21 protein-coding genes are annotated in these 22,262 nt (G+C 41.3%); 18 read left to right on the forward strand and 3 right to left on the reverse strand.

Annotated elements, in window-relative coordinates; all coding sequences use genetic code 11:
• Nucleotides 1–232 precede the first annotated feature (232 nt).
• Genes WBW42_RS12035 through bfmS form a run of 3 tightly spaced genes read left to right on the forward strand, consistent with a single transcriptional unit; the run spans nt 233 to nt 2,810 of the window.
• Nucleotides 233–415 carry a hypothetical protein gene (locus tag WBW42_RS12035; protein WP_031944149.1) on the forward strand — a complete coding sequence of 61 codons (183 nt, stop codon included), beginning with the start codon at nt 233–235 and terminating at the stop codon, nt 413–415.
• A complete protein-coding gene (gene bfmR / locus WBW42_RS12040) occupies nt 412–1,128 on the forward strand; it encodes a response regulator transcription factor BfmR (RefSeq protein ID WP_000076440.1) in 717 nt (238 codons plus the stop codon). Before WBW42_RS12035 ends, bfmR begins: the two co-directional genes overlap by 4 nt.
• 32 nt (nt 1,129–1,160) lie before the next feature.
• Nucleotides 1,161–2,810, forward strand: a complete 1,650-nt coding sequence (bfmS, locus tag WBW42_RS12045) for a sensor histidine kinase BfmS (protein ID WP_002120020.1) — start codon at nt 1,161–1,163, stop codon at nt 2,808–2,810.
• A gap of 21 nt (nt 2,811–2,831) precedes the next feature.
• On the opposite strand, the gene WBW42_RS12050 is transcribed toward bfmS, so the two are convergent.
• Together WBW42_RS12050 and WBW42_RS12055 are read right to left on the reverse strand one after the other, a co-directional pair.
• The gene (locus WBW42_RS12050; protein ID WP_002120022.1) at nt 2,832–3,185 is read right to left on the reverse strand and encodes a hypothetical protein; all 354 of its coding nucleotides are present in this window, start codon (nt 3,183–3,185) and stop codon (nt 2,832–2,834) included.
• A 92-nt stretch (nt 3,186–3,277) separates the two neighbouring features.
• Entirely contained in the window at nt 3,278–4,696 is a 1,419-nt protein-coding gene (locus tag WBW42_RS12055; protein ID WP_017481284.1) for a GGDEF domain-containing protein, read from the reverse strand.
• A gap of 425 nt (nt 4,697–5,121) precedes the next feature.
• Between WBW42_RS12055 and ndhC the strand changes: the two genes are divergently transcribed.
• The 15 genes from ndhC to WBW42_RS12130 all read left to right on the forward strand — a co-directional run bounded on the left by ndhC (nt 5,122) and on the right by WBW42_RS12130 (nt 21,311).
• Nucleotides 5,122–5,673, forward strand: a complete 552-nt coding sequence (gene ndhC / locus WBW42_RS12060; protein ID WP_002120061.1) for an NADH-quinone oxidoreductase subunit A — start codon at nt 5,122–5,124, stop codon at nt 5,671–5,673.
• Between the two features lie 6 nt (nt 5,674–5,679).
• Entirely contained in the window at nt 5,680–6,357 is a 678-nt protein-coding gene (locus WBW42_RS12065) for a NuoB/complex I 20 kDa subunit family protein (protein WP_002120034.1), read from the forward strand.
• A gap of 84 nt (nt 6,358–6,441) precedes the next feature.
• Entirely contained in the window at nt 6,442–8,229 is a 1,788-nt protein-coding gene (gene nuoC, locus WBW42_RS12070; RefSeq protein WP_002120052.1) for an NADH-quinone oxidoreductase subunit C/D, read from the forward strand.
• Nucleotides 8,230–8,242: 13 nt separating this feature from the next.
• Nucleotides 8,243–8,752 (forward strand): NADH-quinone oxidoreductase subunit NuoE, encoded by a 510-nt coding sequence (gene nuoE / locus WBW42_RS12075; protein WP_002120040.1) that lies wholly within the window; start codon nt 8,243–8,245, stop codon nt 8,750–8,752.
• Nucleotides 8,749–10,080, forward strand: coding sequence for an NADH-quinone oxidoreductase subunit NuoF (gene nuoF, locus WBW42_RS12080; RefSeq protein ID WP_002120030.1), 1,332 nt, complete (start codon nt 8,749–8,751; stop codon nt 10,078–10,080). Before nuoE ends, nuoF begins: the two co-directional genes overlap by 4 nt.
• Before the next feature lie 11 nt (nt 10,081–10,091).
• A complete protein-coding gene (gene nuoG, locus WBW42_RS12085; protein ID WP_032056926.1) occupies nt 10,092–12,776 on the forward strand; it encodes an NADH-quinone oxidoreductase subunit NuoG in 2,685 nt (894 codons plus the stop codon).
• 3 nt (nt 12,777–12,779) lie between these two features.
• Nucleotides 12,780–13,796 (forward strand): NADH-quinone oxidoreductase subunit NuoH, encoded by a 1,017-nt coding sequence (gene nuoH, locus WBW42_RS12090; RefSeq protein WP_004703499.1) that lies wholly within the window; start codon nt 12,780–12,782, stop codon nt 13,794–13,796.
• 18 nt (nt 13,797–13,814) lie between these two features.
• Nucleotides 13,815–14,357, forward strand: a complete 543-nt coding sequence (gene nuoI, locus WBW42_RS12095; protein WP_002120012.1) for an NADH-quinone oxidoreductase subunit NuoI — start codon at nt 13,815–13,817, stop codon at nt 14,355–14,357.
• Nucleotides 14,357–14,875, forward strand: a complete 519-nt coding sequence (nuoJ, locus tag WBW42_RS12100; RefSeq protein ID WP_014205902.1) for an NADH-quinone oxidoreductase subunit J — start codon at nt 14,357–14,359, stop codon at nt 14,873–14,875. The genes nuoI and nuoJ overlap by 1 nt, the downstream gene beginning before the upstream one ends.
• On the forward strand, nt 14,875–15,183 hold the full coding sequence (nuoK, locus tag WBW42_RS12105; RefSeq protein WP_000529822.1) for an NADH-quinone oxidoreductase subunit NuoK: 309 nt from the start codon (nt 14,875–14,877) through the stop codon (nt 15,181–15,183). Before nuoJ ends, nuoK begins: the two co-directional genes overlap by 1 nt.
• The gene (gene nuoL, locus WBW42_RS12110) at nt 15,180–17,069 is read left to right on the forward strand and encodes an NADH-quinone oxidoreductase subunit L (RefSeq protein ID WP_032056925.1); all 1,890 of its coding nucleotides are present in this window, start codon (nt 15,180–15,182) and stop codon (nt 17,067–17,069) included. Before nuoK ends, nuoL begins: the two co-directional genes overlap by 4 nt.
• A 1-nt stretch (nt 17,070) precedes the next feature.
• Nucleotides 17,071–18,669: an NADH-quinone oxidoreductase subunit M gene (gene nuoM / locus WBW42_RS12115; RefSeq protein ID WP_032056924.1), complete on the forward strand. Its 1,599-nt coding sequence runs from the start codon at nt 17,071–17,073 to the stop codon at nt 18,667–18,669.
• Between the two features lie 2 nt (nt 18,670–18,671).
• Nucleotides 18,672–20,165: an NADH-quinone oxidoreductase subunit NuoN gene (gene nuoN, locus WBW42_RS12120; protein ID WP_002120035.1), complete on the forward strand. Its 1,494-nt coding sequence runs from the start codon at nt 18,672–18,674 to the stop codon at nt 20,163–20,165.
• A gap of 100 nt (nt 20,166–20,265) precedes the next feature.
• On the forward strand, nt 20,266–20,901 hold the full coding sequence (gene upp / locus WBW42_RS12125; protein ID WP_002120045.1) for a uracil phosphoribosyltransferase: 636 nt from the start codon (nt 20,266–20,268) through the stop codon (nt 20,899–20,901).
• 116 nt (nt 20,902–21,017) lie between these two features.
• Nucleotides 21,018–21,311 carry a cold shock domain-containing protein gene (locus WBW42_RS12130; protein WP_005803269.1) on the forward strand — a complete coding sequence of 98 codons (294 nt, stop codon included), beginning with the start codon at nt 21,018–21,020 and terminating at the stop codon, nt 21,309–21,311.
• Between the two features lie 19 nt (nt 21,312–21,330).
• On the opposite strand, the gene gigC is transcribed toward WBW42_RS12130, so the two are convergent.
• A complete protein-coding gene (gigC, locus tag WBW42_RS12135) occupies nt 21,331–22,215 on the reverse strand; it encodes a LysR family transcriptional regulator GigC (RefSeq protein ID WP_002120024.1) in 885 nt (294 codons plus the stop codon).
• Between the last annotated feature and the right edge of the window lie 47 nt (nt 22,216–22,262).

Consider the following 22,262-nt stretch of genomic DNA (forward strand, 5'->3'; position numbering starts at 1 on the left):
AAGATACGGGATTTTTCATAGCAGATCAATCTTGACTTTTTAGTAATTTTTTATCTGTATGATTTGATGGGAGATAGCATAGCAAAGCTGTTAAAAAACGCTTATAGATAACTTTGTGGATAACTCAAAAAACAAACACTTAAATAAATTTAAACTAAACAGAGAAATAATTTGTTTAATATTCATACATTGGAAATATGAATAGAATATGAAATTTAATAACAATAAATAAATCTTAAAAACACGTGAAAATTCAAAGGCTAATAAAATGCAACAAAATACGATGGTCATGTATCAGTTTGGTGAACGCCTACTTGTTTACAATGTAAACGTGTGTATATTGCAAATGATAAACGAATGTATCTGCAAGATTTTTAAGATGCATGAAACGAGATTTATAGGGGCAATGATATGAGCCAAGAAGAAAAGTTACCAAAGATTCTGATCGTTGAAGATGACGAGCGCTTAGCGCGATTAACTCAAGAATATTTAATTCGCAACGGCTTGGAAGTTGGTGTAGAAACTGATGGTAACCGTGCAATTCGTCGTATTATTAGTGAACAACCAGATCTAGTGGTCTTGGATGTCATGTTGCCGGGTGCCGATGGCTTAACAGTTTGCCGTGAAGTTCGTCCACATTACCATCAACCGATTCTGATGTTGACTGCACGTACAGAAGACATGGATCAGGTACTTGGTTTGGAAATGGGCGCAGATGACTATGTTGCTAAACCAGTTCAACCACGTGTTCTTTTAGCGCGTATCCGTGCACTATTACGTCGCACAGATAAAACTGTAGAAGATGAAGTTGCTCAACGTATCGAGTTCGATGACCTTGTAATTGATAATGGCGGCCGTTCTGTCACGCTAAATGGTGAACTTGTTGACTTCACTAGCGCAGAATATGACCTATTATGGTTGCTTGCATCAAATGCTGGTCGTATCTTATCGCGTGAAGATATCTTCGAACGTTTACGTGGTATCGAATACGATGGTCAGGACCGTTCAATCGACGTCCGTATTTCACGTATTCGTCCAAAAATTGGTGATGATCCTGAAAATCCAAAACGTATTAAAACAGTACGTAGTAAAGGTTACTTGTTCGTTAAAGAAACCAATGGGTTATAAGATCTGAATAAACTTCCTATAAGGTTGGTCGAGTGTTTAAACACAGTATATTCCTGCGAATATATGCGGGACTGGTAATTCTTGTTGTTTTGGTTGCTGTCTTTGGTTATTTGCTTGTACAAATTATCAATTATCAACGGGCACAAGAATACCGAGAATCTTTAACTGATGGTATCTCTTATGTCATTAGTGAGGGAGTCGCTCGACAACCGGGGAAACAACAGAAAATAGACTGGGTTTCAGATGCGTCAGATTTATTGGAACTTCCAATTTATTATACTGATGCAAGCAAGGTTGAGTTATCTCGTACCGAGAAAAAACGAATCGAAGCTCAAAAGTCTGTTGTCCGTTACGATGCCAGTAATAGTATTGCGTATATCATTATTGGCTTGCGTGACGACCCTCAGCATTTTTTATCTATAAAAGTCGACAAAATTACTGAGCGCCAAATGAAGGCTCTCCCTATTTTTGTACTTGATTATCTAATGTTTTATCCGGGGCAAGAACAAGAATATCTTGCCAAGATTCAAAAACATTTCTCTTACCCAATTAATATCTACAATATTCAAGATATCAATCTGGACTCCGAACAAATTGGGCGTTTACGCCAAGACCAAAGCGTCATGTTGTACAAAGACAGTGCGACAGTCCGCGGTACAACCATTTCAATCGTCTCTCCAATTCCGAATCAGCCTACACGGGTTCTTGTGCTTGGACCAGTTCCGATGTTTAACTGGATGCCTTTGCAGCTTTCAGCAGGGATTACTTTATTTAGCTTATTTTTGCTGAGTCTAGGTGTTTATGGGTTGATCTTGCCGCTAGAGCGTAAAATTCGCCAAGTACGTTATGCATTAAACCGTATGAAGTCTGGTGATTTGTCATTGCGTGTTCCTATTGAGGGAAGTGACGAAATGGCAAACTTGGCATCAAGTTATAACAACATGTCTGATCATATTCAGCGTTTAATCGAGGCTCAGCGTGAGTTAATGAGAGCCGTATCTCATGAGCTTAGAACACCTGTTGCCCGTATTCGCTTTGGTACAGAAATGTTGGCAGAAGAAGATGATTACAACCATCGTATGCATCAGGTCGATATGATTGATAAAGATATTGAAGCACTCAATACCTTAATTGATGAAATCATGACTTATGCAAAACTAGAGCAGGGTACACCTTCACTAGATTTTGATGAAATTACTTTATTTGATGTGTTGGATCAGGTTGCGGTCGAAACCGAAGCTTTAAAAACGCAAAAAGAAATTGAACTGGTTGCTCCTCCACTTTATGTAAAAGTAGATGCTGAGCGCCGTTATTTACATCGTGTTGTTCAAAACTTGGTGGGTAATGCGGTTCGTTATTGTGATAATAAAGTTCGGATTACCGGTGGTATCCACAGTGATGGCATGGCCTTTGTTTGTGTTGAAGATGACGGCGCAGGTATTCCTGAACAAGACCGTAAAAGAGTATTTGAAGCTTTTGCCCGTCTAGACGATAGCCGTACACGTGCGTCGGGCGGTTATGGTTTAGGGTTGTCTATCGTAAGCCGTATTGCCTACTGGTTTGGCGGAGAAATTAAAGTGGATGAAAGCCCGACCTTGGGTGGCGCTCGCTTTATCATGACATGGCCAGCAAAACGCTTTAAACAGCCTCCTTTAAAAGCCAATAAAAAAGCACCTTCATAAGGTGCTTTTTTATTGATCTATTTATAGTTGAGTCGCATCTGGTTCCAAAATAGGTTTTCCGCTTCTTAAGCTGGTTAACGCATCGGAATTAAAATCGATCAGTAACGAATTGTTTTTTGCATCAATCTGGTATTTTTGAATAAGAGGTTGATCTCCATTAAGCGTTTCTATTTTATATTCATCTGCAATATGCAAAATACCTTCTAGGTTTGTTGTCGTTGACGCAAAATCCTGTCTAAATATTTCATAGACATCCCGCAAGTCAAAAATTGCATTGTTGGCATCTGGATGTTTGTGAATATAGCTTTCTATATGTCGCACCAGTAATTGTGCAAACAAGTAGTAGTTTGGTTTATGCGTATATTCTAGAGTCATGCATTTTTCTCCTTATTATCTGTTATTAGCATACATGGCAAAACACAGGTTATTGTATAAAATTCATTACACTAGATGATGAAATGAAAAAATTATAAAGATATAAACACTCGATTACGTCCTTGGCGTTTTGCTTGATATAAAGCGTCATCTGCTTCTTTAAATAAACTTTCAATAGCTCGATGGGAAGATGGGGAATATAAGCTTATTCCAATACTCACCTGTATAAAAATTGGTAATTTCCCATAAATATAAATCGGTTGCTGACTAATTTTAATTCGAATTTGTTCAGCCAGTTCAAATGCACTTTCCTTGGTGGTATCTGCAATAAAAATGGCAAACTCTTCACCTCCAAAGCGACCTAATAAATCATGAGGATGTAAAATATTTTGAATCGTGGTGACACAAGTTTGTAGCGCCCGATCACCGATTTGATGACCATAGTTGTCGTTAACTTGCTTAAAGTGGTCGACATCAAGCATGAAAAAAGCTGAGGTCTTATTTTCTTTTTGTACTTTTTCTTGAAGTAATCTGACCGACTGTAAAAACTGGCGTCGAGTCAGACTTGACGTTAGTTCATCATGTGCAATGGCATGTTGAAGCTTTTGAATTAACTCTGAATGCAAAACACTAATACTAGAAACCGTAAGTGGGGCAATCGTCATCATAATTAACCCAATTCGGATTGAGATCGTATTGCTGAAATATTCGTTTGGATAGAGCAAAAGGTAATGGCCAGAGACATGATAAATAATATAAGCACTGGTAAAGCTAGTAATGAGTGCAACAACAATAGGTTTGTAGCGAATAGCACACCAGATCAGTGCAGCAATCGGGTAGAGGAGTGAACCCGGGCCAGAGTCATAATAGCTAGCAGCAATCGAAATAAGCACAGCGCCAAAAGGTAAAAGGTCGGTTGGTTGTAGGCCACGATTTCTTGAAAAGTAATGCTTAACCTGACTATATTGAGGAATGTTCAATATGATAGGTAAAAGAAGCAAGGCATTTTGCAGTTCTGAAGTGAACCAGTAACCAAACTCATCCAACAAGCCACCAATCATAAATTTGGTATTAAACATAGGCACGAAAGTTGCTGCAAACAATGCACCTACTACGCTACCTATTCCGCATAATCCAAATAAAAAAAGGTAAGAATAGCCGCGATAGGCCGCCTTAATATGTTGATTAAAAAACATATAGAGCGCAAATGTAGTAACAACATAAAGAAAGTTTGATGTTGTTAAAACAAGTGTGAGAGCAAATGGAGTGCCCTGAAATAAGTCAGCAATCACATATCCTATATAGGCACCGAAAAATGCGCTTGGTCGGCGTGTGATTGGAAAACGAATAAGCAATCCGAGCAAAACCGAATTGGCAGGCCAAAAGAATGCAAGAAAACTTAATGGGCGAGATGCAATGCCAATGAAACAACATGTCGCAATAATGAAGCTAAATAGGAGAAAAAATTTTAAAAAGGAGAGAAATGAAAATTCACGAAGTGAGTATGGCATCAGCTGCCCTTAATGATAAATACTCTTATCCAAGAGTAATAAAATATTATGCATGATTAAACATTCATCATAATTCAGAGGAGAAGCTGAATACAATAAAAAACAAACTAATATTATAAAAAAGTAAGTTATAAAAAGTTAATAAGCGCTTCAACTGTGTAAATATTCTAAAATTAAAAAATGAAAAAAATCATCATAAACAAAGAAACAATTAAATAAACCGATTATGTGCTGTGAAACCCCCCTTACAACACATAGATGAATAGTTTTGTCTAGAAAATCATCCGAAAGACTAAGACGCTTCAACTAGCATGGGAAATTAGAAATCAGGTACAATTGGCGGGATTAATTTTGTGTTTGGTGTATTTGAAGGCCAATACATACATTCTTTGTTAAATAATAGGCCTGCCAGGAGTTATCCCCGCATGAGTGCCATTACTCCATACGACTGGGCGATTATCGCCTTCGTGATCGGCGTTACATTTCTTTGCGTCTTTATGCTCACAGTTCCCTTACTCCTCGGGGGAAAATCGTGGGGACGTGCTAAGCAAGAGCAGTTTGAATCAGGTGTCGTGAGTGCTGGTGGCGCTCGCATTCGCCTGTCTGCAAAGTTCTATTTAGTTGCAATTTTCTTTGTTGTCTTCGACTTAGAGGCACTTTACCTCTATGCATGGTCTACTTCTGTGCGTGAAGTAGGGTGGTTGGGATATACCACTGTAGTGATCTTTGTCGTTGATTTATTGATTGCGCTTGTTTATGCCTTCTCTGTAGGTGCTTTAAGTTGGTCACCAGCAGATCGCCGTAAATCAGCAGGTGAAGCGGTTAAAATCGGTTCACCAACAATGAACATTGCTGAAATTACACGCTTTAATTCTATTGAAGAGCTCGTAACTGACCCTACAGGCCAGATTCCAGCTCAATCATCAGGTCGTGTTAAGTCAAAAACTACACCTGCATTGTCATCTGAAAAGGAGTAAGTCGGGATGAAATATACTCTGACCCGCGCGAATCCGGATGCTGATCAATACCCATTGCAAGAACGTCAAATTGTGACGGATCCGCTTGAAGAGGAAGTGAATAAAAACGTATTCATGACTCGTTTAGAGGATGTCTTGCATACAGCAGTAAACTGGGGACGTAAAAACTCTTTGTGGCCATTTAACTTTGGTACCTCATGTTGTTACGTCGAATATGCAACGACCTTAACAGGTGTGCATGACTTGTCACGTTTCGGTGCAGAGGTTATCCGTGCTTCACCTCGTCAGGCTGACTTGATGATTGTTGCAGGTACCTGTTTCGTAAAAATGGCACCAGTTATTCAGCGTCTGTATGAACAGATGTTAGAGCCTAAATGGGTCATCTCGATGGGTGCTTGTGCAAACTCTGGAGGTATGTACGACATCTATTCAGTAGTACAAGGTGTAGACAAAATTATTCCTGTTGACGTGTACGTCCCTGGTTGTCCGCCTCGTCCTGAAGCATTAATTCAAGCTTTAATGCTTTTACAAGACCAGATTCAATTAGAGCGACGCCCGCTTTCTGCCGTGATCGGTGATGATCTTCAGCCAGTGTATAAGCCAAAGATGATGCCAGAACGTGATCGTAAGAATGCAGAGCGTATTGCCGTTAAAAACTTACGCTCTATGGATGAGATTAAATAATTTTTTGACGGTGTTTTGACATATCTAACTGATATGTTCATCGAGAAAATTGACAGAATTTGTATTAAATAGGAAGCCAAGCCAATGGCTGAAACTGACATTGCTATGCCAGAGTCAACAGCAGTTGATTCACGCCCAGCATTTGCAATCGTAGAAGAGCTCAAAACCAAATTTGGTGAGAACTTTTACGTGCAGGCGACTTTTGAAGAGTTTCCAACAGTCTGGGTCGAGCGCGCACGCGTGCAAGAAGTCCTTATGTTCCTGCGTAAAGTGGAACGTCCGTATGTAATGCTGTTTGACTTATCTGCGATGGATGAGCGTTTACGTGTTCATCGTGATGGTTTACCAGCATCTGACTTCACTGTGTTCTATCATTTATTATCGCTTGAGCGTAATAGTGACATTCGTATCAAGGTTGCCCTGAACGAAAATGATCTAAACATTCCGACAGCGACAAATATCTGGCCAAATGCCAACTGGTATGAACGTGAAGCTTACGATATGTTCGGTATCAATTTCGAAGGGCATCCAATGCTCCGTCGTATTTTGCTGCCAACCTATTGGGAAGGTCATCCGCTTCGTAAAGAATATTCAGCACGTGCGACAGAATATACGCCGTATATGCAAGACAAAGCGAAACAAGACTTTGAACAAGAGCACTTACGTTTTGTGCCGGAAGACTGGGGTCTTAAGCGTGGTAACGCTGATGAAGACTTCATGTTCCTGAACTTGGGTCCTAACCATCCATCTGCACATGGTGCGTTCCGTGTTGTATTGCAGTTAGATGGCGAAGAAGTGAAGGACTGTGTACCTGATATCGGTTATCACCACCGTGGTGTGGAAAAGATGGCTGAACGTCAAACATGGCATTCTTTCATTCCTTATACTGACCGTGTTGACTACTTAGGTGGTTGTGCTCAAAACATGCCGTACGTGATGGCTGTAGAGCAAATGGCAGGCATTAAAGTTCCTGAACGTGCGCAAGTGATTCGTGTCATGTTGAACGAATTGTTCCGTATCAATAACCACTTATTATTCTGTGGTACGGCAATTCAGGATGCCGGTGGTATGACACCAGTATTCTATATGTTCGCAGACCGTCAAAAAGTTTACGACATTGTTGAAGCAATTACGGGTTACCGTATGCATCCAGCATGGTTCCGTATTGGCGGTACAGCACACGATCTTCCAAACAACTGGCAAAAGCTTGTTAAAGAATTGCTAGAGTGGATGCCTAAACGCTTAAACGAATACTACACAGCGGCATTGAAAAACTCTGTGTTTATTGGTCGTACGCGTAATGTTGCACAATATGATGCCAAATCTGCACTCGCATGGGGTGTAACTGGTACTGGTTTACGTGCAACAGGTATCGATTTTGATGTACGTAAATATCGTCCATATAGCGGCTATGAAAACTTCGATTTTGATGTGCCGGTTGAGTATGAAGGCGATGCATACGCACGTGTGCTTGTTCACTTCCGTGAAATTACCGAGTCGCTAAAAATTATTCAACAGTGCTTGGATAACATGCCTTCTGGTCCATACAAAGCGGATCATCCATTGGCTGTTCCACCACCGAAAGATAAGACATTACAAGATATTGAAACCTTGATTACGCACTTCTTGAGCGTTTCATGGGGTCCTGTCATGCCAGCGGGCGAGTCATCATTTATGACTGAAGTGGTTAAAGGTGCAAGTACTTATTACTTGACTTCAGATAAAGCGACCATGAGTTATCGTACTCGTATTCGTACACCGACGTTTACTCACTTACAGCAAATGCCTTCAGTGATTAATGGAAGTTTAGTATCTGACTTAATCATTTATCTGGCGACCATTGACGTGGTTATGGCTGACGTGGATCGCTAAGAGGTAACACATAATGATGATTTTGACTGATAAAAAACCACGTGTGAATGTCGAAGGGATTTTGACTGCGGAAGAAATTCACGAAATCGAACATCACATTGGTCACTATCCATACCCTCGTGCAGCCTCTTTGGATGCATTGAAGTGTGTACAGCGCCGTAATGGTTGGGTAGATGACGCTCAAATGAATGCCATCGCACAGTTGTTGTCGATGAGTGTTGCTGATTTGGAAGGCGTTGCAACATTTTACAACCGTATCTATCGCCATCCGGTAGGTCGTCACGTAATTTTACTTTGCGACTCAATTGCTTGCTTCTTAATGGGTGCAGAAACTCTTGCTGAAGCATTCCAGCGTGAATTAGGAATTCAGTATGGTCAAACGACACCAGATGGTCGTTTTACATTGCTTCCAATTTGCTGCCTAGGCAACTGCGACAAAGGCCCAACTTTAATGATTGATGAAGATACTCACGGTTTAGTCGAAGTGACATCAATTAAACAGTTATTGGAGAAGTATGTATGAATACTGAACCAAAACCAATTTATGGCGACGGTAATCCGGAAACTCATCCGCTCACTTGGCGTTTAAGCAAACAAGAAGCGGTACGTAGTGCTGATGATTACGAAGCACTTGAAGGCTATGCTGGCTTTAAAAAAGCTTTAGGCATGAAACCTGCTGAAGTGTTAGATGTCATTAAAGCTGCAACTGTAAAAGGTCGTGGTGGTGCGGGTTTCCCTGCGGGTATTAAATGGTCATTGATGGCACCAAATGATGGTGGTCCACGTTACTTGATCTGTAATGCCGACGAAATGGAACCAGGTACCTTTAAAGACCGTTTGTTGATGGAAAAACTTCCACATCAATTGATCGAAGGGATGTTAATTGCGGGTTATACCTTAGAAGCAACTCAAGGTTATATCTTTATCCGTGGTGAATACATTGAGGCTGCTCAATATCTAAATGAAGCGTTAGAACAGATTCGTGCTAAAGGTTATTTAGGCGAAAATATCTTAGGTTCTGGCTGGAATTTTGATCTGCATGTACATACGGGTGCAGGGCGTTATATCTGTGGTGAAGAAACTGCATTGATTAATTCGCTTGAAGGCCGTCGTGCTAACCCACGTACTAAGCCACCGTTCCCGCAAGTTGCTGGAGCATGGGGCCGTCCGACGATTGTGAACAACGTTGAAACTTATAACAACTTGCCAGCAATCATGCTTCGTGGGCCAGAGTGGTATATCGGCTTGTCAGCGGGTAAATCAAAAGATCCAGGCACTAAAATTTATGGTGCATCGGGTAAAGTTAAATTCCCTGGTCTTTGGGAATTGCCATTTGGTACAACTGCGCGTGAAGTGATTGAAGATCATGCAGGTGGTATGCGTGAGGGCTTAAAGCTCAAAGCATGGTTACCGGGCGGTGCTTCAACTGACTTTTTACCAGCAGATACCATTGATTTACCAATGGATGCAGACACGATTATGAAAGCAGGTTCTCGTTTGGGAACATGTTTGTTAATGGTGGTAGATGAAACCCAATGTATGGTATCGCTCACTCGTAACTTAGAAGAATTCTTTGCGCGTGAATCATGTGGTTTCTGTACACCATGTCGTGATGGTTTGCCATGGGCTGTTAAAGCGCTTAAAGCACTTGAAGCAGGCGAAGGTAAGAAAGAAGATATCGACCATTTACAAGAACTAACTCGTAAATTATGGATTGGTAAAACTTTCTGTGCCCACGCACCAGGTGCGATGGAGCCGCTTATGGGCGCACTCAAACATTTCCGTGGTGAGTTTGAAGCGAAAGTGACGAATCGTCCTGTCGTGCAAACCAGCAACGTAGAACAAGCTTAAGGAATTCGACTATGGCTACAATTCATGTCGATGGAAAATCGTATGAAGTCAACGGCTCGGAAAACTTGCTACAAGCATGTTTGAGTCTGGGCATCGACATCCCATATTTTTGTTGGCATCCATCCTTAGGTTCGGTTGGTTCTTGCCGTCAATGTGCTGTTACGCAATATGCGAATCCAGAAGATACGCGTGGTCGTTTAGTCATGTCTTGCATGACACCAGCATCTGACAATACCTATATCTCAATTGAAGACAAAGAAGCAACGGATTTCCGTGCATCTATTGTTGAATTTTTGATGACCAACCACCCGCACGACTGTCCAGTCTGTGAAGAGGGTGGTCACTGTCACTTACAAGATATGACTGTAATGACGGGTCATGACCGTCGTCGTTACCGTTTTACAAAACGTACGCATTACAACCAAGAACTCGGCTCATTCATTGCACATGAAATGAACCGTTGTATTGCTTGTTACCGTTGTGTTCGTTATTACAAAGATTATGCGGGCGGTACAGACTTTGGTGTGTATGCCAATGCATCTCGTGTTTACTTTGGTCGTCCAGAATCAGGTACTTTAGAATCTGAATTCTCTGGTAACTTGACTGAAGTATGTCCAACAGGTGTATTTACTGATAAGACTCATTCAGAGCGTTATAACCGTAAGTGGGATATGCAGTATGCACCAAGCGTGTGTCAAGGCTGTTCTTCTGGTTGTAACATTTCTCCGGGTGAACGTTATGGTGAAATCCGTCGTGTAGAAAACCGTTTTAATGGTTCGGTTAACCAGTACTTCCTTTGTGACAAAGGTCGTTTTGGCACAGGTTATGTAAACCGTGCAGACCGTCCACGTCAGCCTCAGTTCCGTAATGGTGAAACTGTTGCAACTGTTTCTGTCGACCAAGCTCTAGATCAAGCGATTGCTAAGCTTCAAGGCAAAAAAGTTTTGGGTATTGGTTCTCCTCGCGCAAGCTTGGAATCAAACTACGCATTACGTGAGCTTGTAGGTCAGGCAAACTACTCAACTGGTATTGCACAAAAAGAGCAAAAGCTTGTTGAACTTGCTGCCTCTATCATGCAAACCGAGGGTATTTACAACCCGAATATGCGTGAAATTGAAAGCTATGATGCTGTTCTGATCTTAGGTGAAGACCTGACTCAAACTGCACCTCGCATGGCATTGTCTGTTCGCCAAGCTGCGAAAAACAAAGCACGCGAAATGGCTGCAAAAACACGTACACCAGATTGGTTGGCTGAGCCTGTACAACGTATTGGTCAAGAAGCAAAATCTCCGGTTTACATTTTAGCTGCAACTCAAACTCGTCTTGCTGACGTTGCAACTGGTGAAGTGGTTGCTTCTCCAAATGACATCGCACGTTTAGGTTTTGCAGTTGCTGCGGCAGTAAGTGGTGAAGTTGTAAGTGGTTTAGATGAAGATGCAAAAGCATTTGCTCAAACCATTGCTGACACTCTAAAAGCAGCAAACAAACCATTAATTATTGCGGGTACAAGCTTGCAAGATGCTTCTATTATGGAAGCTGCTGCACAGTTAACTCAGAACCTAGGTTCTAAAGCTGGTTTAAGTCTTGTAGTTCCTGAAGTGAACTCTATGGGCTTGGCATTGTTCGGTGGTTTAAGCCTTGAACAAGCTTTTGCTCAAGACTACGACACACTGGTTATTGTTGAAAATGACTTGTTCCGTCGCTTACCAGCTGCACAAGTAAAAGCTGCATTAGATAAAGCTGAAACAGTAATCGTGCTTGATCACAGTGAAACTGAAACTGTGAAACAGGCTGATATCGTTCTTTCAGCAGCAAGCTTTGCAGAGGGTGACGGTACTGTTGTAAGCCAAGAAGGTCGTGCACAGCGCTTCTATCAAGTTTACGATCCAAGTTACTACAAGCCTGAATATGCAATTAAAGAATCATGGCGCTGGTTACATGCCATTGAAACTGGCATTAAAGGTAAGGCTGTAGATTGGACATTACTTGACGATGTAATTGAAAGCATCGTGAAAAATGTACCAGTACTCGAAGCTATCCAAGATGTTGCACCTGATGCGGGTTACCGTGTACATGGCTTGAAAATCGCGCGTGAACCACGTCGTTATTCAGGTCGTACAGCAATGCGTGCGCCGTTATCGGTTCATGAACCTAAACAGCCTACTGATCCAGATTCAGCATTAACATTCTCAATGGAAGGTTATGTTGGTCCGCAAAAAGCATCATCATTAGTACCATTTGCATGGGCTCCGGGTTGGAACTCTCCACAATCTTGGAACAAATACCAAGATGAAGTCGGTGGTCACTTAAAAGGTGGTGATTCTGGTGTTCGTTTATTCGATCGCTTGGCAAAACGTCCTGCACGTAGCTACGTTGCTCCAGTGCCAGTAGTTGCAAATCCTGAAAGTTTCCGCTTAGTTCCAATGCACCATATTTTTGGTTCTGGCGAATTCACCATTAAAACACCTGCAATGGAAACTCGTATTCCTGAAGCTGTGTTTGCAGTTGGCGAACAAGATGCAACTCGTTTGAACCTTCAAGAAGGTCAACGCATTACAGTAAAAGCAGGCGAAACGACTGTAAGCTTGCCGGTACAAGTAATTGAATATTTACCTACAGGTTATATTGGTTACCCAGTTGGTTTAGCACCAATGGTGTCGCTAGCTGAGCCTGTTTCAGTGGCATTAGGAGTGTAATTCATGAATCAAGAAATTATACGTCAAACGCCACTTTGGGCTGAGAACTGGCCGATTGCCTATGCTGTCGTTCAAGCAGTTGTGATTTTGCTTGTTGTAGTTTTAGTTGCAGCGTTGATGTCTTTTATTGAGCGTCGTTTACTTGCTTGGTGGCAAGACCGTTATGGTCCAAACCGTGTTGGTCCTGGTGGTATGTTCCAGATCGTTGCCGACATGCTCAAGATCATGTTCAAAGAAGACTGGACACCAAAGTTTGCTGACAAACTTACATTCCGTTTAGCACCAGCTGTTGCAATGGCAACAGCGGTTCTTTCGTTCATGGTAATCCCAGTGAGTCCTTCACTGGGTGTTGCCGACATGAGTATCGGTTTATTGTTCTTCATGGCAATGGCTGGTATTGCTGTCTACGCAGTATTGTTTGGTGGTTGGGCTTCAAATAACAAATACTCGTTGCTTGGTGGTTTACGTTCAGCTGCTCAAACTATTTCTTATGAAGTGTTCTTGGGTATTTCATTAATGGGTGTGGTTGCAATTGCAGGCTCATTTAACCTTCGTGAAATTGTTGAAGCACAACGTGATGTTTGGTTTGTCATTCCGCAATTCTTAGGTTTCTTGATTTTCGTAGTTGCTGGTGTTGCGGTAACTCACCGTCATCCATTTGACCAACCAGAAGCAGAACAAGAATTGGCAGAAGGTTACCATGTTGAATATGGCGGTATGAAATGGGGTATGTTCTTCGTTGCTGAATATGTCAACGTAGTACTAATCTCTGCATTGATCGTGACTTTATTCTTTGGTGGCTGGTTAGCGCCATTCAATTTAGAAATTCCATTTGTTCCACCAGTATTCTGGTTTGTGATTAAAACAGCATTCTTTGTAATGATGTTTGTATTGGCACGTGGTTCTTTAATGCGTCCGCGTTATGACCAAGTCATGAACTTTGGTTGGAAAATTTGTTTGCCATTGGCGTTGGTCAACTTGTTAGTGACTGGTGCTGTGATTCTGATGAATCAGGCCTAGGACAGCAGGGAGTACAAAATGTATAAATTTCTAGCTGGATTCGGATCAATTGTACGTACGTTACTCATGGTGTTCAGCCATGCAACGCGTAAACGTGACACGATTTTATATCCAGAAGTTCCGGCTGAACAGATTGTGCCGCCACGCTTTCGTGGCCGTATCGTATTAACGCGTGACCCTGATGGGGAAGAGCGTTGCGTAGCATGTAACCTATGTGCGGTTGCATGTCCGGTTGGCTGTATTTCACTACAAAAAGCAGAAACAGAAGATGGTCGTTGGTATCCGGAGTTTTTCCGTATCAACTTCTCACGTTGTATTTTCTGCGGTATGTGTGAAGAAGCATGCCCAACAACTGCGATTCAGCTCACACCAGACTTCGAATTAGGCGAATATGTACGTCAAGACCTTGTTTATGAGAAAGAAAACTTACTCATTTCAGGTCCGGGCAAATACCCAGACTACAACTTCTACCGTGTAACGGGTATGGCAATTAACGGTAAAGAGAAAGGTCAAGCACAAAAAGAAAGTGCACCAATCGATGTGCGGAGTCTATTACCATGATGTGGCCGTTTTATTTGATGGCACTCGTGGCCATCGTTTCTACGGTTCGTGTAGTGACTAACACGAACCCTGTACACGCTCTACTTAGTCTAATTGTTTCATTGCTTGCTGTTGCTGGTATTTTCATGATCGTGGGGGCGCCTTTTGCAGGTGCTCTTGAAATCATTGTTTATGCCGGAGCAATTATGGTTCTGTTTGTCTTCGTGGTGATGATGCTTAACTTAGGTCAACACACCGTTGAACAAGAACGTAAATGGCTTTCTTCAGATGCTTGGGCATATCCAGCACTCATGAGTTTCTTACTCGGCTTGCTTTTAGTTTGGATGCTTGGTGGTGAATACACCACTATTTCAGCACCGCTTGGGGCACAAGTGATTGGACCAAAAGTAGTTGGTCAAGCACTCTTTACTCACTATTTATTATTGGTTGAAGTTGCCGCGATGTTATTGCTAGCAGCCCTTGTTGCAGCATACCACTTAGGTAAACGTGAACCAGGTGCAGAAGAGGAAAAAGAATAATGGGCCAGATTCCTTTAGAACATGGTTTGATTGTTGCAACCATCCTTTTTGCACTCGGTTTTTACGGTGTAATGGTGCGACGCAACCTATTATTTATGTTAATGAGCCTTGAAATCATGATGAATGCTGCAGCATTGGCATTTGTTCTTGCGGGTAGCGTATGGGCACAACCAGATGGGCAAGTGATGTTCATCTTGATTTTGACCCTTGCAGCAGCAGAGGCATGTATCGGTCTTGCGATTGTCCTTCAGTTCTATCATCGCTTCCATCATTTGGATGTGGATGCTGCTAGTGAGATGCGCGGATGAGTTATTTATATTTAACAGTATTATTTCCGCTAATCGGTTTTATTTTATTGGCGGCAGGACGAGACAAACTCTCTGAAAATGTTGCAGCAGTTATTGGTGTAGGTTCTGTAGGTTTATCTGCATTATTTGCACTCATTGCTGGAATGGAATTTACCACGAGTGGTCAGCAAGTTTTTGTTCAAAACTTGTGGACATGGTTCAATGTTGGCGGTTTTGCTCCGGGCATTAGCTTACATTTAGATGGCTTATCTTTACTCATGATGGGTATGATCACGGGTGTTGGTTTCTTAATCCACATCTTTGCATCATGGTACATGCGTGGTGAAGAGGGTTATGCGCGTTTCTTCTCTTATTTCAACCTGTTCGTTGCTAGCATGCTTGTGCTTGTATTAGGTGACAACTTAGCGTTGTTATTCTTGGGTTGGGAAGGCGTAGGTCTTTGCTCTTACTTGCTAATCGGTTTCTATTATGCAAACCCTGCAAATGGTTGGGCTGCGATCAAAGCGTTTACAGTGACCCGCGTTGGTGACGTATTCTTGCTTATTGCTTTATTCTTGCTTTACCAACAATTTGGTACGTTGAATACTCAGTACATCGTTGAACACGCAGCAGAAGTAATGACGAAGAGTTCGTCTCTTACGATCTGGACTGCATTAATGTTGTTCTTGGGTGCTGCTGGTAAATCTGCTCAAATTCCATTGCAAACATGGTTAGCAGATGCAATGGCAGGTCCAACACCTGTTTCTGCATTAATCCACGCTGCAACAATGGTAACGGCTGGTGTGTACTTATGCTGCCGTCTATTCAGCGTATTTGAACTTGCTCCTGAAGTGATGCAATTCATTTCGGTAACTGGCGCGGTAACTTTGTTAGTTGCAGGTTTTGCTGCACTTGTTCAAACAGACATCAAACGTATCTTGGCTTACTCAACAATGAGTCAGCTTGGCTATATGTTTATGGCTGTAGGTGCGGAAGCGTATCAAGCTGGCTTGTTCCATATGTTGGCTCACGCATTCTTTAAGGCATTATTATTCTTGTCTTCTGGTGCGGTTATTCTGGCTTATCACCACGAGCAAAACATTTTCAAAATGGGTGGTTTGTTCAAACGTAACAAATTCCTGTTTGCTTGTTTCGCGATTGGTGGCGGTGCATTAGCAGCGATTCCATTCTTGACTATTGGCTTCTTCTCTAAAGATGCGATTCTTGGTGAAGTTTGGGTACAAGGTCAATCAGTTGCTTTATATCACACCTTATATTGGGTGGGTGTAGCAGGTGCATTCCTGACTTCAATTTATACATTCCGTTTAATCTGGGTTGTATTCTTTGGTCAAGAAAATACCCCTTACCATGAGATTAAAGGTGCAACTTACTGGGCTCCATTGGGCATTTTAGCTGTATTGTCTACTTTTGTTGGTGCGGTATTAAAAGCACCGGTAGCAGATATTCTGAATACTGCAAAAATTCCTGAATTCCATGTCGCTGAACAATTTGTAGAAGGCATGCATGGGGCAGAGCACTTAGCAGTAGGTATTGCACTAGTTGGTCTAGTTGTTGGTATAGCATTATTTACATTTGCTTATGGTGCAGTGAAATCATTCGCTCAAACAAGTTTGGGTTCAGGTTTGGCACATATTTGCCGTACCGCTTTTGGTTTTGATGCATTGTATGACATCGTTTTTGTTAAACCTTATTTATTCTTCGCCAAAATCTTTGGCCGTGATCCGATTGACGGTTTGTGGTTAGTTCTTCCTGCACTCGTGAAAGGCGGAAACAGTTTTACAAGCTCACGTCAAACAGGTTCATTGCGTGAATACGCATCAAGCATGTCACTCGGTGTAGTGGTGTTATTGATGATCTTGATCGTTATTCAGGTAGTGGGGAAATAAAATGGAAAACAATTTAATTTTACCCGCGCTGATCCTTGTTCCGTTCATTGCCGGTTTTATTTGTTGGTTAGTCGATAAGCTCGACAAAACTATGCCACGCTGGATTGCCTTAATTGGTATGCTCATTACTTTGGGCTTAGGTCTTGCACTTTGGCAAAGTGGAACTTATAGCTACGAGTTGGGTTCTAAAATCCCAACTTGGTCTGCTGAGTTCTATTTACCGTGGATTCAATCACTCGGTATTGGCATTCACTTAGCTGTGGATGGTCTATCTTTACTCATGGTGTTATTAACAGCGTTACTTGGTGTACTTGCTGTTGGTTGTTCATGGGGCGAGATTCAAAAGAACGTTGGTTTCTTCCACTTAAACCTATTATGGAGTTTAGGTGGCGTTATCGGTGTATTCTTGGCGATTGACTTGTTCTTGTTCTTCTTCTTCTGGGAGATGATGCTTGTACCAATCTACTTCTTGATTGCGTTATGGGGTCATAAAGGTTCAAACGGTCGTTCACGTGTTTACGCTGCTACTAAGTTCTTCCTTTACACGCAGATTGCCGGTCTAGTGATGTTAATCGGTATCCTAGGTCTTGTAGTTTATGGCTACATGATGACAGGCATGATCGGTTTCGATTACAACTATTTATTAGCTGTAGCTAACCATTTACCTGCAGGCCTAGCGTATGGTTTCATGATCTGTTTCTTCATCGGTTTTGCGGTGAAGTTACCAGTATTCCCATTACATGGTTGGTTACCAGATGCGCATGCTCAAGCACCTACAGCGGGTTCTGTAGACTTAGCGGGTATCTTGATTAAAACAGCTGCGTATGGCTTGCTTCGTTTTGTTATTCCATTCTTCCCGACAGCTTCTGCACAGTTTGCAGACATTGCGATTATTTTCGGTTTGATTGGTATTTTCTACGGCGCATGGTGTGCTTACCAGCAAACTGACATGAAACGTTTACTTGCGTATACGTCGATTTCACACATGGGCTTTATCTTACTTGCAATCTATGCAGGTAATATTTTGACCTTCCAAGGTCTAATGATCATGATGTTGGCACATGGTTTGTCATCAGCTGCATTGTTCATTATGTCTGGTCAAATCTACGAACGTTTACATACACGTGATTTACGTTTAATGGGTGGTCTTCGTGGCCAGCTTCAGTACTTGCCATTTTTCTTGATGTTCTTCGTTGCTGCTCTTGTAGGTGTACCAGGTTTAGGTAACTTTATTGGTGAATTCCTGATTTTGATGGGTTCATTTAATAAATATCCTGTCTTCACGATTCTTGCTTCTATCAGCCTTGTATTTGCAGGTTTATATGGCTTGATCTTGATTCACCGTGCTTTATTTGGTGAACCAAATCCTGAACAAAAGCAACATTACACTAGTCCATTGAAAGACTTATCTGCTCGTGAAGTTGGTATTTTGATGATTTGTGCGATTGGTCTCGTTTGGCTTGGTATCTACCCACAAACATTCTTGGATGTATCTCATTCAAGCATGCAGTGGTTGGTCAATAGTTATGTGCCAGTACAAGAAGTCGTTGAAACTGTTCAGCAAACAGCTACTCAACTTGACCATGTGGAGATCCAATAATCATGAACTTCACAGTATCATTCTCTACGCTTATGCCTTTAGCTCCGGTGATGATTGTTGCTTTGACAACAATCGTCGTCATGCTGTTAATTTCAATTAAGCGTAATCATAATTTAATCGCAACAGCTTCTGTTGTCGGTTTAAACCTTGCTGCACTTTATATTTTATTTGCAGTATTTGGCGGTAAGTTTGTACCGGCAAATGTGATGGGCATGTTTATGGTTGATCCATTTACCATGTTCTATCAATTTATGATTTTGATTGCGGCATTGGCTTGTTGTACTTTGTCTCACGCCTATATCGAAACTTATAAAGACAACCGCGAAGAGTTATACCTTTTGTTACTTGCTTCAGTAGCAGGTGCAATGTTGATGGTTGCAAGCTCTCACTATGCATCGTTCTTCATTAGCCTTGAGTTAATGTCGATTCCTGTATATGGCTTACTTGCTTATACTTATCAACGTAGTAACTCACTTGAAGCGGGTATTAAATACCTTGTACTTTCAGCGACAGCTTCTGCAATGTTGTTAATGGGTATGGCATATATCTATGCATATACAGGTTCGCTTTCATTCTATGATTCTGTACAAGCATTATTTGAAGCAATCAAACAGCCAATGGTGTTATTAGGTTTAGCACTTATTATCTTTGCTGTTGCATTTAAATTATCGCTTGCGCCGTTCCATAAATGGACACCGGATGTATATGCAGGTGCACCAGCGCCAATGGCAACTTTCTTAGCGACTGCTGCTAAAGTTGCAACAATTGGTTTGTTCGTGCGCTATATGCTTGCTTCAGGTGCAATGATGGTGAACTCCTTAGTAACTATTTTGACGATCATTGCTGTATTGTCGATTTTAGTTGGTAACTTACTCGCTGTTCGTCAAGTTAACTTAAAACGTATTCTTGGTTATTCATCTATTGCTCACTTTGGTTATTTGTTAATTGCTTTAATTAGCATGACTTATGCGAGCTTGGGTAGCGTAACTGTATATGTAGTGTCTTATGTATTAACAACTATTGGTGCCTTTGGTGCAGTAGCGTTAATGTCTAGCCCATATAACAACGTAGATGAAGCACAAAGCCTTGCAGACTACCGTGGTTTGTTCTGGCGTCGTCCAGTACTTACAGCAACTTTAACAGTCATGATGTTGTCTTTGGCTGGTATCCCATTAACAGCAGGCTTCATTGGTAAGTTCTTGGTGGTAATGGCTGCTGTAACAACTCAACACTGGTTCTTAGCTGCAATGATTATTGTGGGTAGTGGTATCGGTTTGTACTATTACTTACGTGTGATGGTTGTAATGTACATGACACCACCGGAAACTCCTCGTATTGATGCAGATGCTCATTGGGGACAAAAAGTGGGTGGTTTAATGGTATTGGCTGCTGCTGCATTAGTTATTATTTTGGGTGTTTACCCAGATCCAATGATTAATTTGGCACTAAAAGCAGAAATTTTATCTCCATTACATTTCATGCTTTCACAACAGTAATTCTGGTGTACAAAAAAGCCTCCAAATCTGGAGGCTTTTTTTTATTGAGCGTTAAAAAAAGATTATAATAAATACGTTTTTATATTTTTAGGTAACATCTGTGGCCATTCAAGAAATTCGTCACCCACTTATTCGTCATAAATTAGGCTTGTTACGCCGTGCTGACATCAGTACTAAAAATTTCCGTGAGCTTGCTCAGGAAGTGACTATGTTGTTGACTTATGAAGCAACAAAAGATTTGCCAGTTGTGGATTGTGAAATTGATGGATGGGCTGGAACTGTTACTACTCAGCGTATTGCTGGTAAAAAAATAACAATTGTACCGATTTTACGTGCCGGAATTGGTATGTTGGATGGTGTACTTAATCTGATTCCAAGTGCAAAGGTGAGTGTTTTAGGTCTTGAGCGTAATGAAGAAACACTAGAAGTTCGCACGTATTATAAAAAATTAGTTCCGGATGTGGCTAATCGTCTTGCGATGATTATTGACCCAATGTTAGCAACGGGTAATTCGTTAGTTGCTGCTATTGATGTGTTAAAGGCAAGTGGTTGTAAAGATATCCGTGTTATGGTGTTGGTTGCTGCACCTGAAGGCGTTGCTAAAGTTGAAGCGGCTCATCCGGATGTGCAAATTTATACGGCATCTATTGATAATGGCTTAAATGAACAAGGTTATATTGTTCCTGGCTTGGGCGATGCTGGCGATAAAATTTTTGGTAGTGTACAAAAAGATTAATTTTTTGAAATCGTAATAAAAAGAGACTTCATTCAACCGTATAATTTTAAAAACGGAATCGTGAGTCTCTTTTTTATTTACTGCAACGACTGGATTGGAAAAGTAGGGGAAAGATCATGAAGCAAGAGTTTTATACTGGATGGGTAAAACAATATAACCCTGATAAAGGTTTTGGTTTTATTGAAACTACTGAAGGAGATATTTTCTTTCATATTTCTGATTTCCCTGCATCAGAGGGCGAACCGAAAAGAAATGAAAAAGTGAGATTTCTTGCCGCAGATAATCAGGGCAAATTTAAAGCGATCAAAATTGAGCGTGTTGACCCGAATCCTGCGAAAACCAAGAAAAATAAAATTGCGGATCACAATAAAGCGATCACAAGCGAATTGTTGTCAAATTTTCGACGTTAATGAATGAAAAGATCAGGTTTTAAACCTGATCTTCACAGAATTGTAAGAATGCTTTGAGACCTGGACCTTGATACTTTTGACGGTGTACCAGCATATAAAGCGGACGGGTAAGCTGCCAGAATGGTGTATCTAAAATTACTAATTGTCCCTTTTCAATTAAAGGTTCAATGGCAAGTTTAGAAATACATGACATACCTAAACCACCAGCAACGATTTTTAAAATTGCTTCATTGTGACCTAGGGTTAAGCGAATATTCGCATCTGGCAGATCTTGCAATATAGCATTATCAAACACTTCACGAGTTCCTGAACCTTCTTCACGTAAAATCCATTCGACTTGAAGAAAATCATGCGCTGTTAGAGGTCTATTTAAACGTGCTAACGGGTGATTTGGGGCACAGCAAACTGCAAGCTCATCATCACGCCAATGAATACATTGGAGTTGAGGTAAGTGACATGAGCCTTCAATTAAAGCTAAATCAAGTTGGAATTGATTGACTGCTTCAATCATTTGGCGTGTATTGCCCACTTGTAATTGCAAATGCGCTTTAGGATGATGCTGTAAAAAGTTTGCCATTAAATCTGGCATGAGGTAATCACTAATCGTTAAAGTGGCCCCAATACGTAAATCAATGCTTTGCAATTCACCTTTTGCAGCTTGCTCAAAAGCTTCACAGCGACCTAATATTTCTAATGCTTGAGGCAATAGAAAACGACCTAAATCATTAAGCTGTAATCGTTTACCTAAACGATCAAATAGAGGAGCACCAAGGCCATCCTCTAAATCGGCTAAAGCCATACTTGCTGCACTTTGCGTCAGTCTGACCGCATCACTCGCTTTGGTGACAGTTCCTTCTTGAGCGACTGCTACAAAAACAGCCAACTGGCGTAATGTCATGCGCATGTTTAAAAAGCCTTAACGTTTAAAAGTATTCATTATTTCGGCTGTCA

Source organism: Acinetobacter sp. LT1, assembly GCF_059800965.1.

Excerpts from the sequence above, each read along its gene's own strand:
- bfmR (WP_000076440.1), top strand. The coding sequence starts at position 412 with ATGAGCCAAGAAGAAAAGTTACCAAAGATTCTGATCGTTGAAGATGAC.
- WBW42_RS12050 (WP_002120022.1), bottom strand. The coding sequence starts at position 3,185 with ATGACTCTAGAATATACGCATAAACCAAACTACTACTTGTTTGCACAA.
- WBW42_RS12055 (WP_017481284.1), bottom strand. The coding sequence starts at position 4,696 with ATGCCATACTCACTTCGTGAATTTTCATTTCTCTCCTTTTTAAAATTT.
- ndhC (WP_002120061.1), top strand. The coding sequence starts at position 5,122 with ATGAGTGCCATTACTCCATACGACTGGGCGATTATCGCCTTCGTGATC.
- WBW42_RS12065 (WP_002120034.1), top strand. The coding sequence starts at position 5,680 with ATGAAATATACTCTGACCCGCGCGAATCCGGATGCTGATCAATACCCA.
- nuoC (WP_002120052.1), top strand. The coding sequence starts at position 6,442 with ATGGCTGAAACTGACATTGCTATGCCAGAGTCAACAGCAGTTGATTCA.
- nuoE (WP_002120040.1), top strand. The coding sequence starts at position 8,243 with ATGATGATTTTGACTGATAAAAAACCACGTGTGAATGTCGAAGGGATT.
- nuoF (WP_002120030.1), top strand. The coding sequence starts at position 8,749 with ATGAATACTGAACCAAAACCAATTTATGGCGACGGTAATCCGGAAACT.
- nuoG (WP_032056926.1), top strand. The coding sequence starts at position 10,092 with ATGGCTACAATTCATGTCGATGGAAAATCGTATGAAGTCAACGGCTCG.
- nuoH (WP_004703499.1), top strand. The coding sequence starts at position 12,780 with ATGAATCAAGAAATTATACGTCAAACGCCACTTTGGGCTGAGAACTGG.
- nuoI (WP_002120012.1), top strand. The coding sequence starts at position 13,815 with ATGTATAAATTTCTAGCTGGATTCGGATCAATTGTACGTACGTTACTC.
- nuoJ (WP_014205902.1), top strand. The coding sequence starts at position 14,357 with ATGTGGCCGTTTTATTTGATGGCACTCGTGGCCATCGTTTCTACGGTT.
- nuoK (WP_000529822.1), top strand. The coding sequence starts at position 14,875 with ATGGGCCAGATTCCTTTAGAACATGGTTTGATTGTTGCAACCATCCTT.
- nuoL (WP_032056925.1), top strand. The coding sequence starts at position 15,180 with ATGAGTTATTTATATTTAACAGTATTATTTCCGCTAATCGGTTTTATT.
- nuoM (WP_032056924.1), top strand. The coding sequence starts at position 17,071 with ATGGAAAACAATTTAATTTTACCCGCGCTGATCCTTGTTCCGTTCATT.
- nuoN (WP_002120035.1), top strand. The coding sequence starts at position 18,672 with ATGAACTTCACAGTATCATTCTCTACGCTTATGCCTTTAGCTCCGGTG.
- WBW42_RS12130 (WP_005803269.1), top strand. The coding sequence starts at position 21,018 with ATGAAGCAAGAGTTTTATACTGGATGGGTAAAACAATATAACCCTGAT.
- gigC (WP_002120024.1), bottom strand. The coding sequence starts at position 22,215 with ATGCGCATGACATTACGCCAGTTGGCTGTTTTTGTAGCAGTCGCTCAA.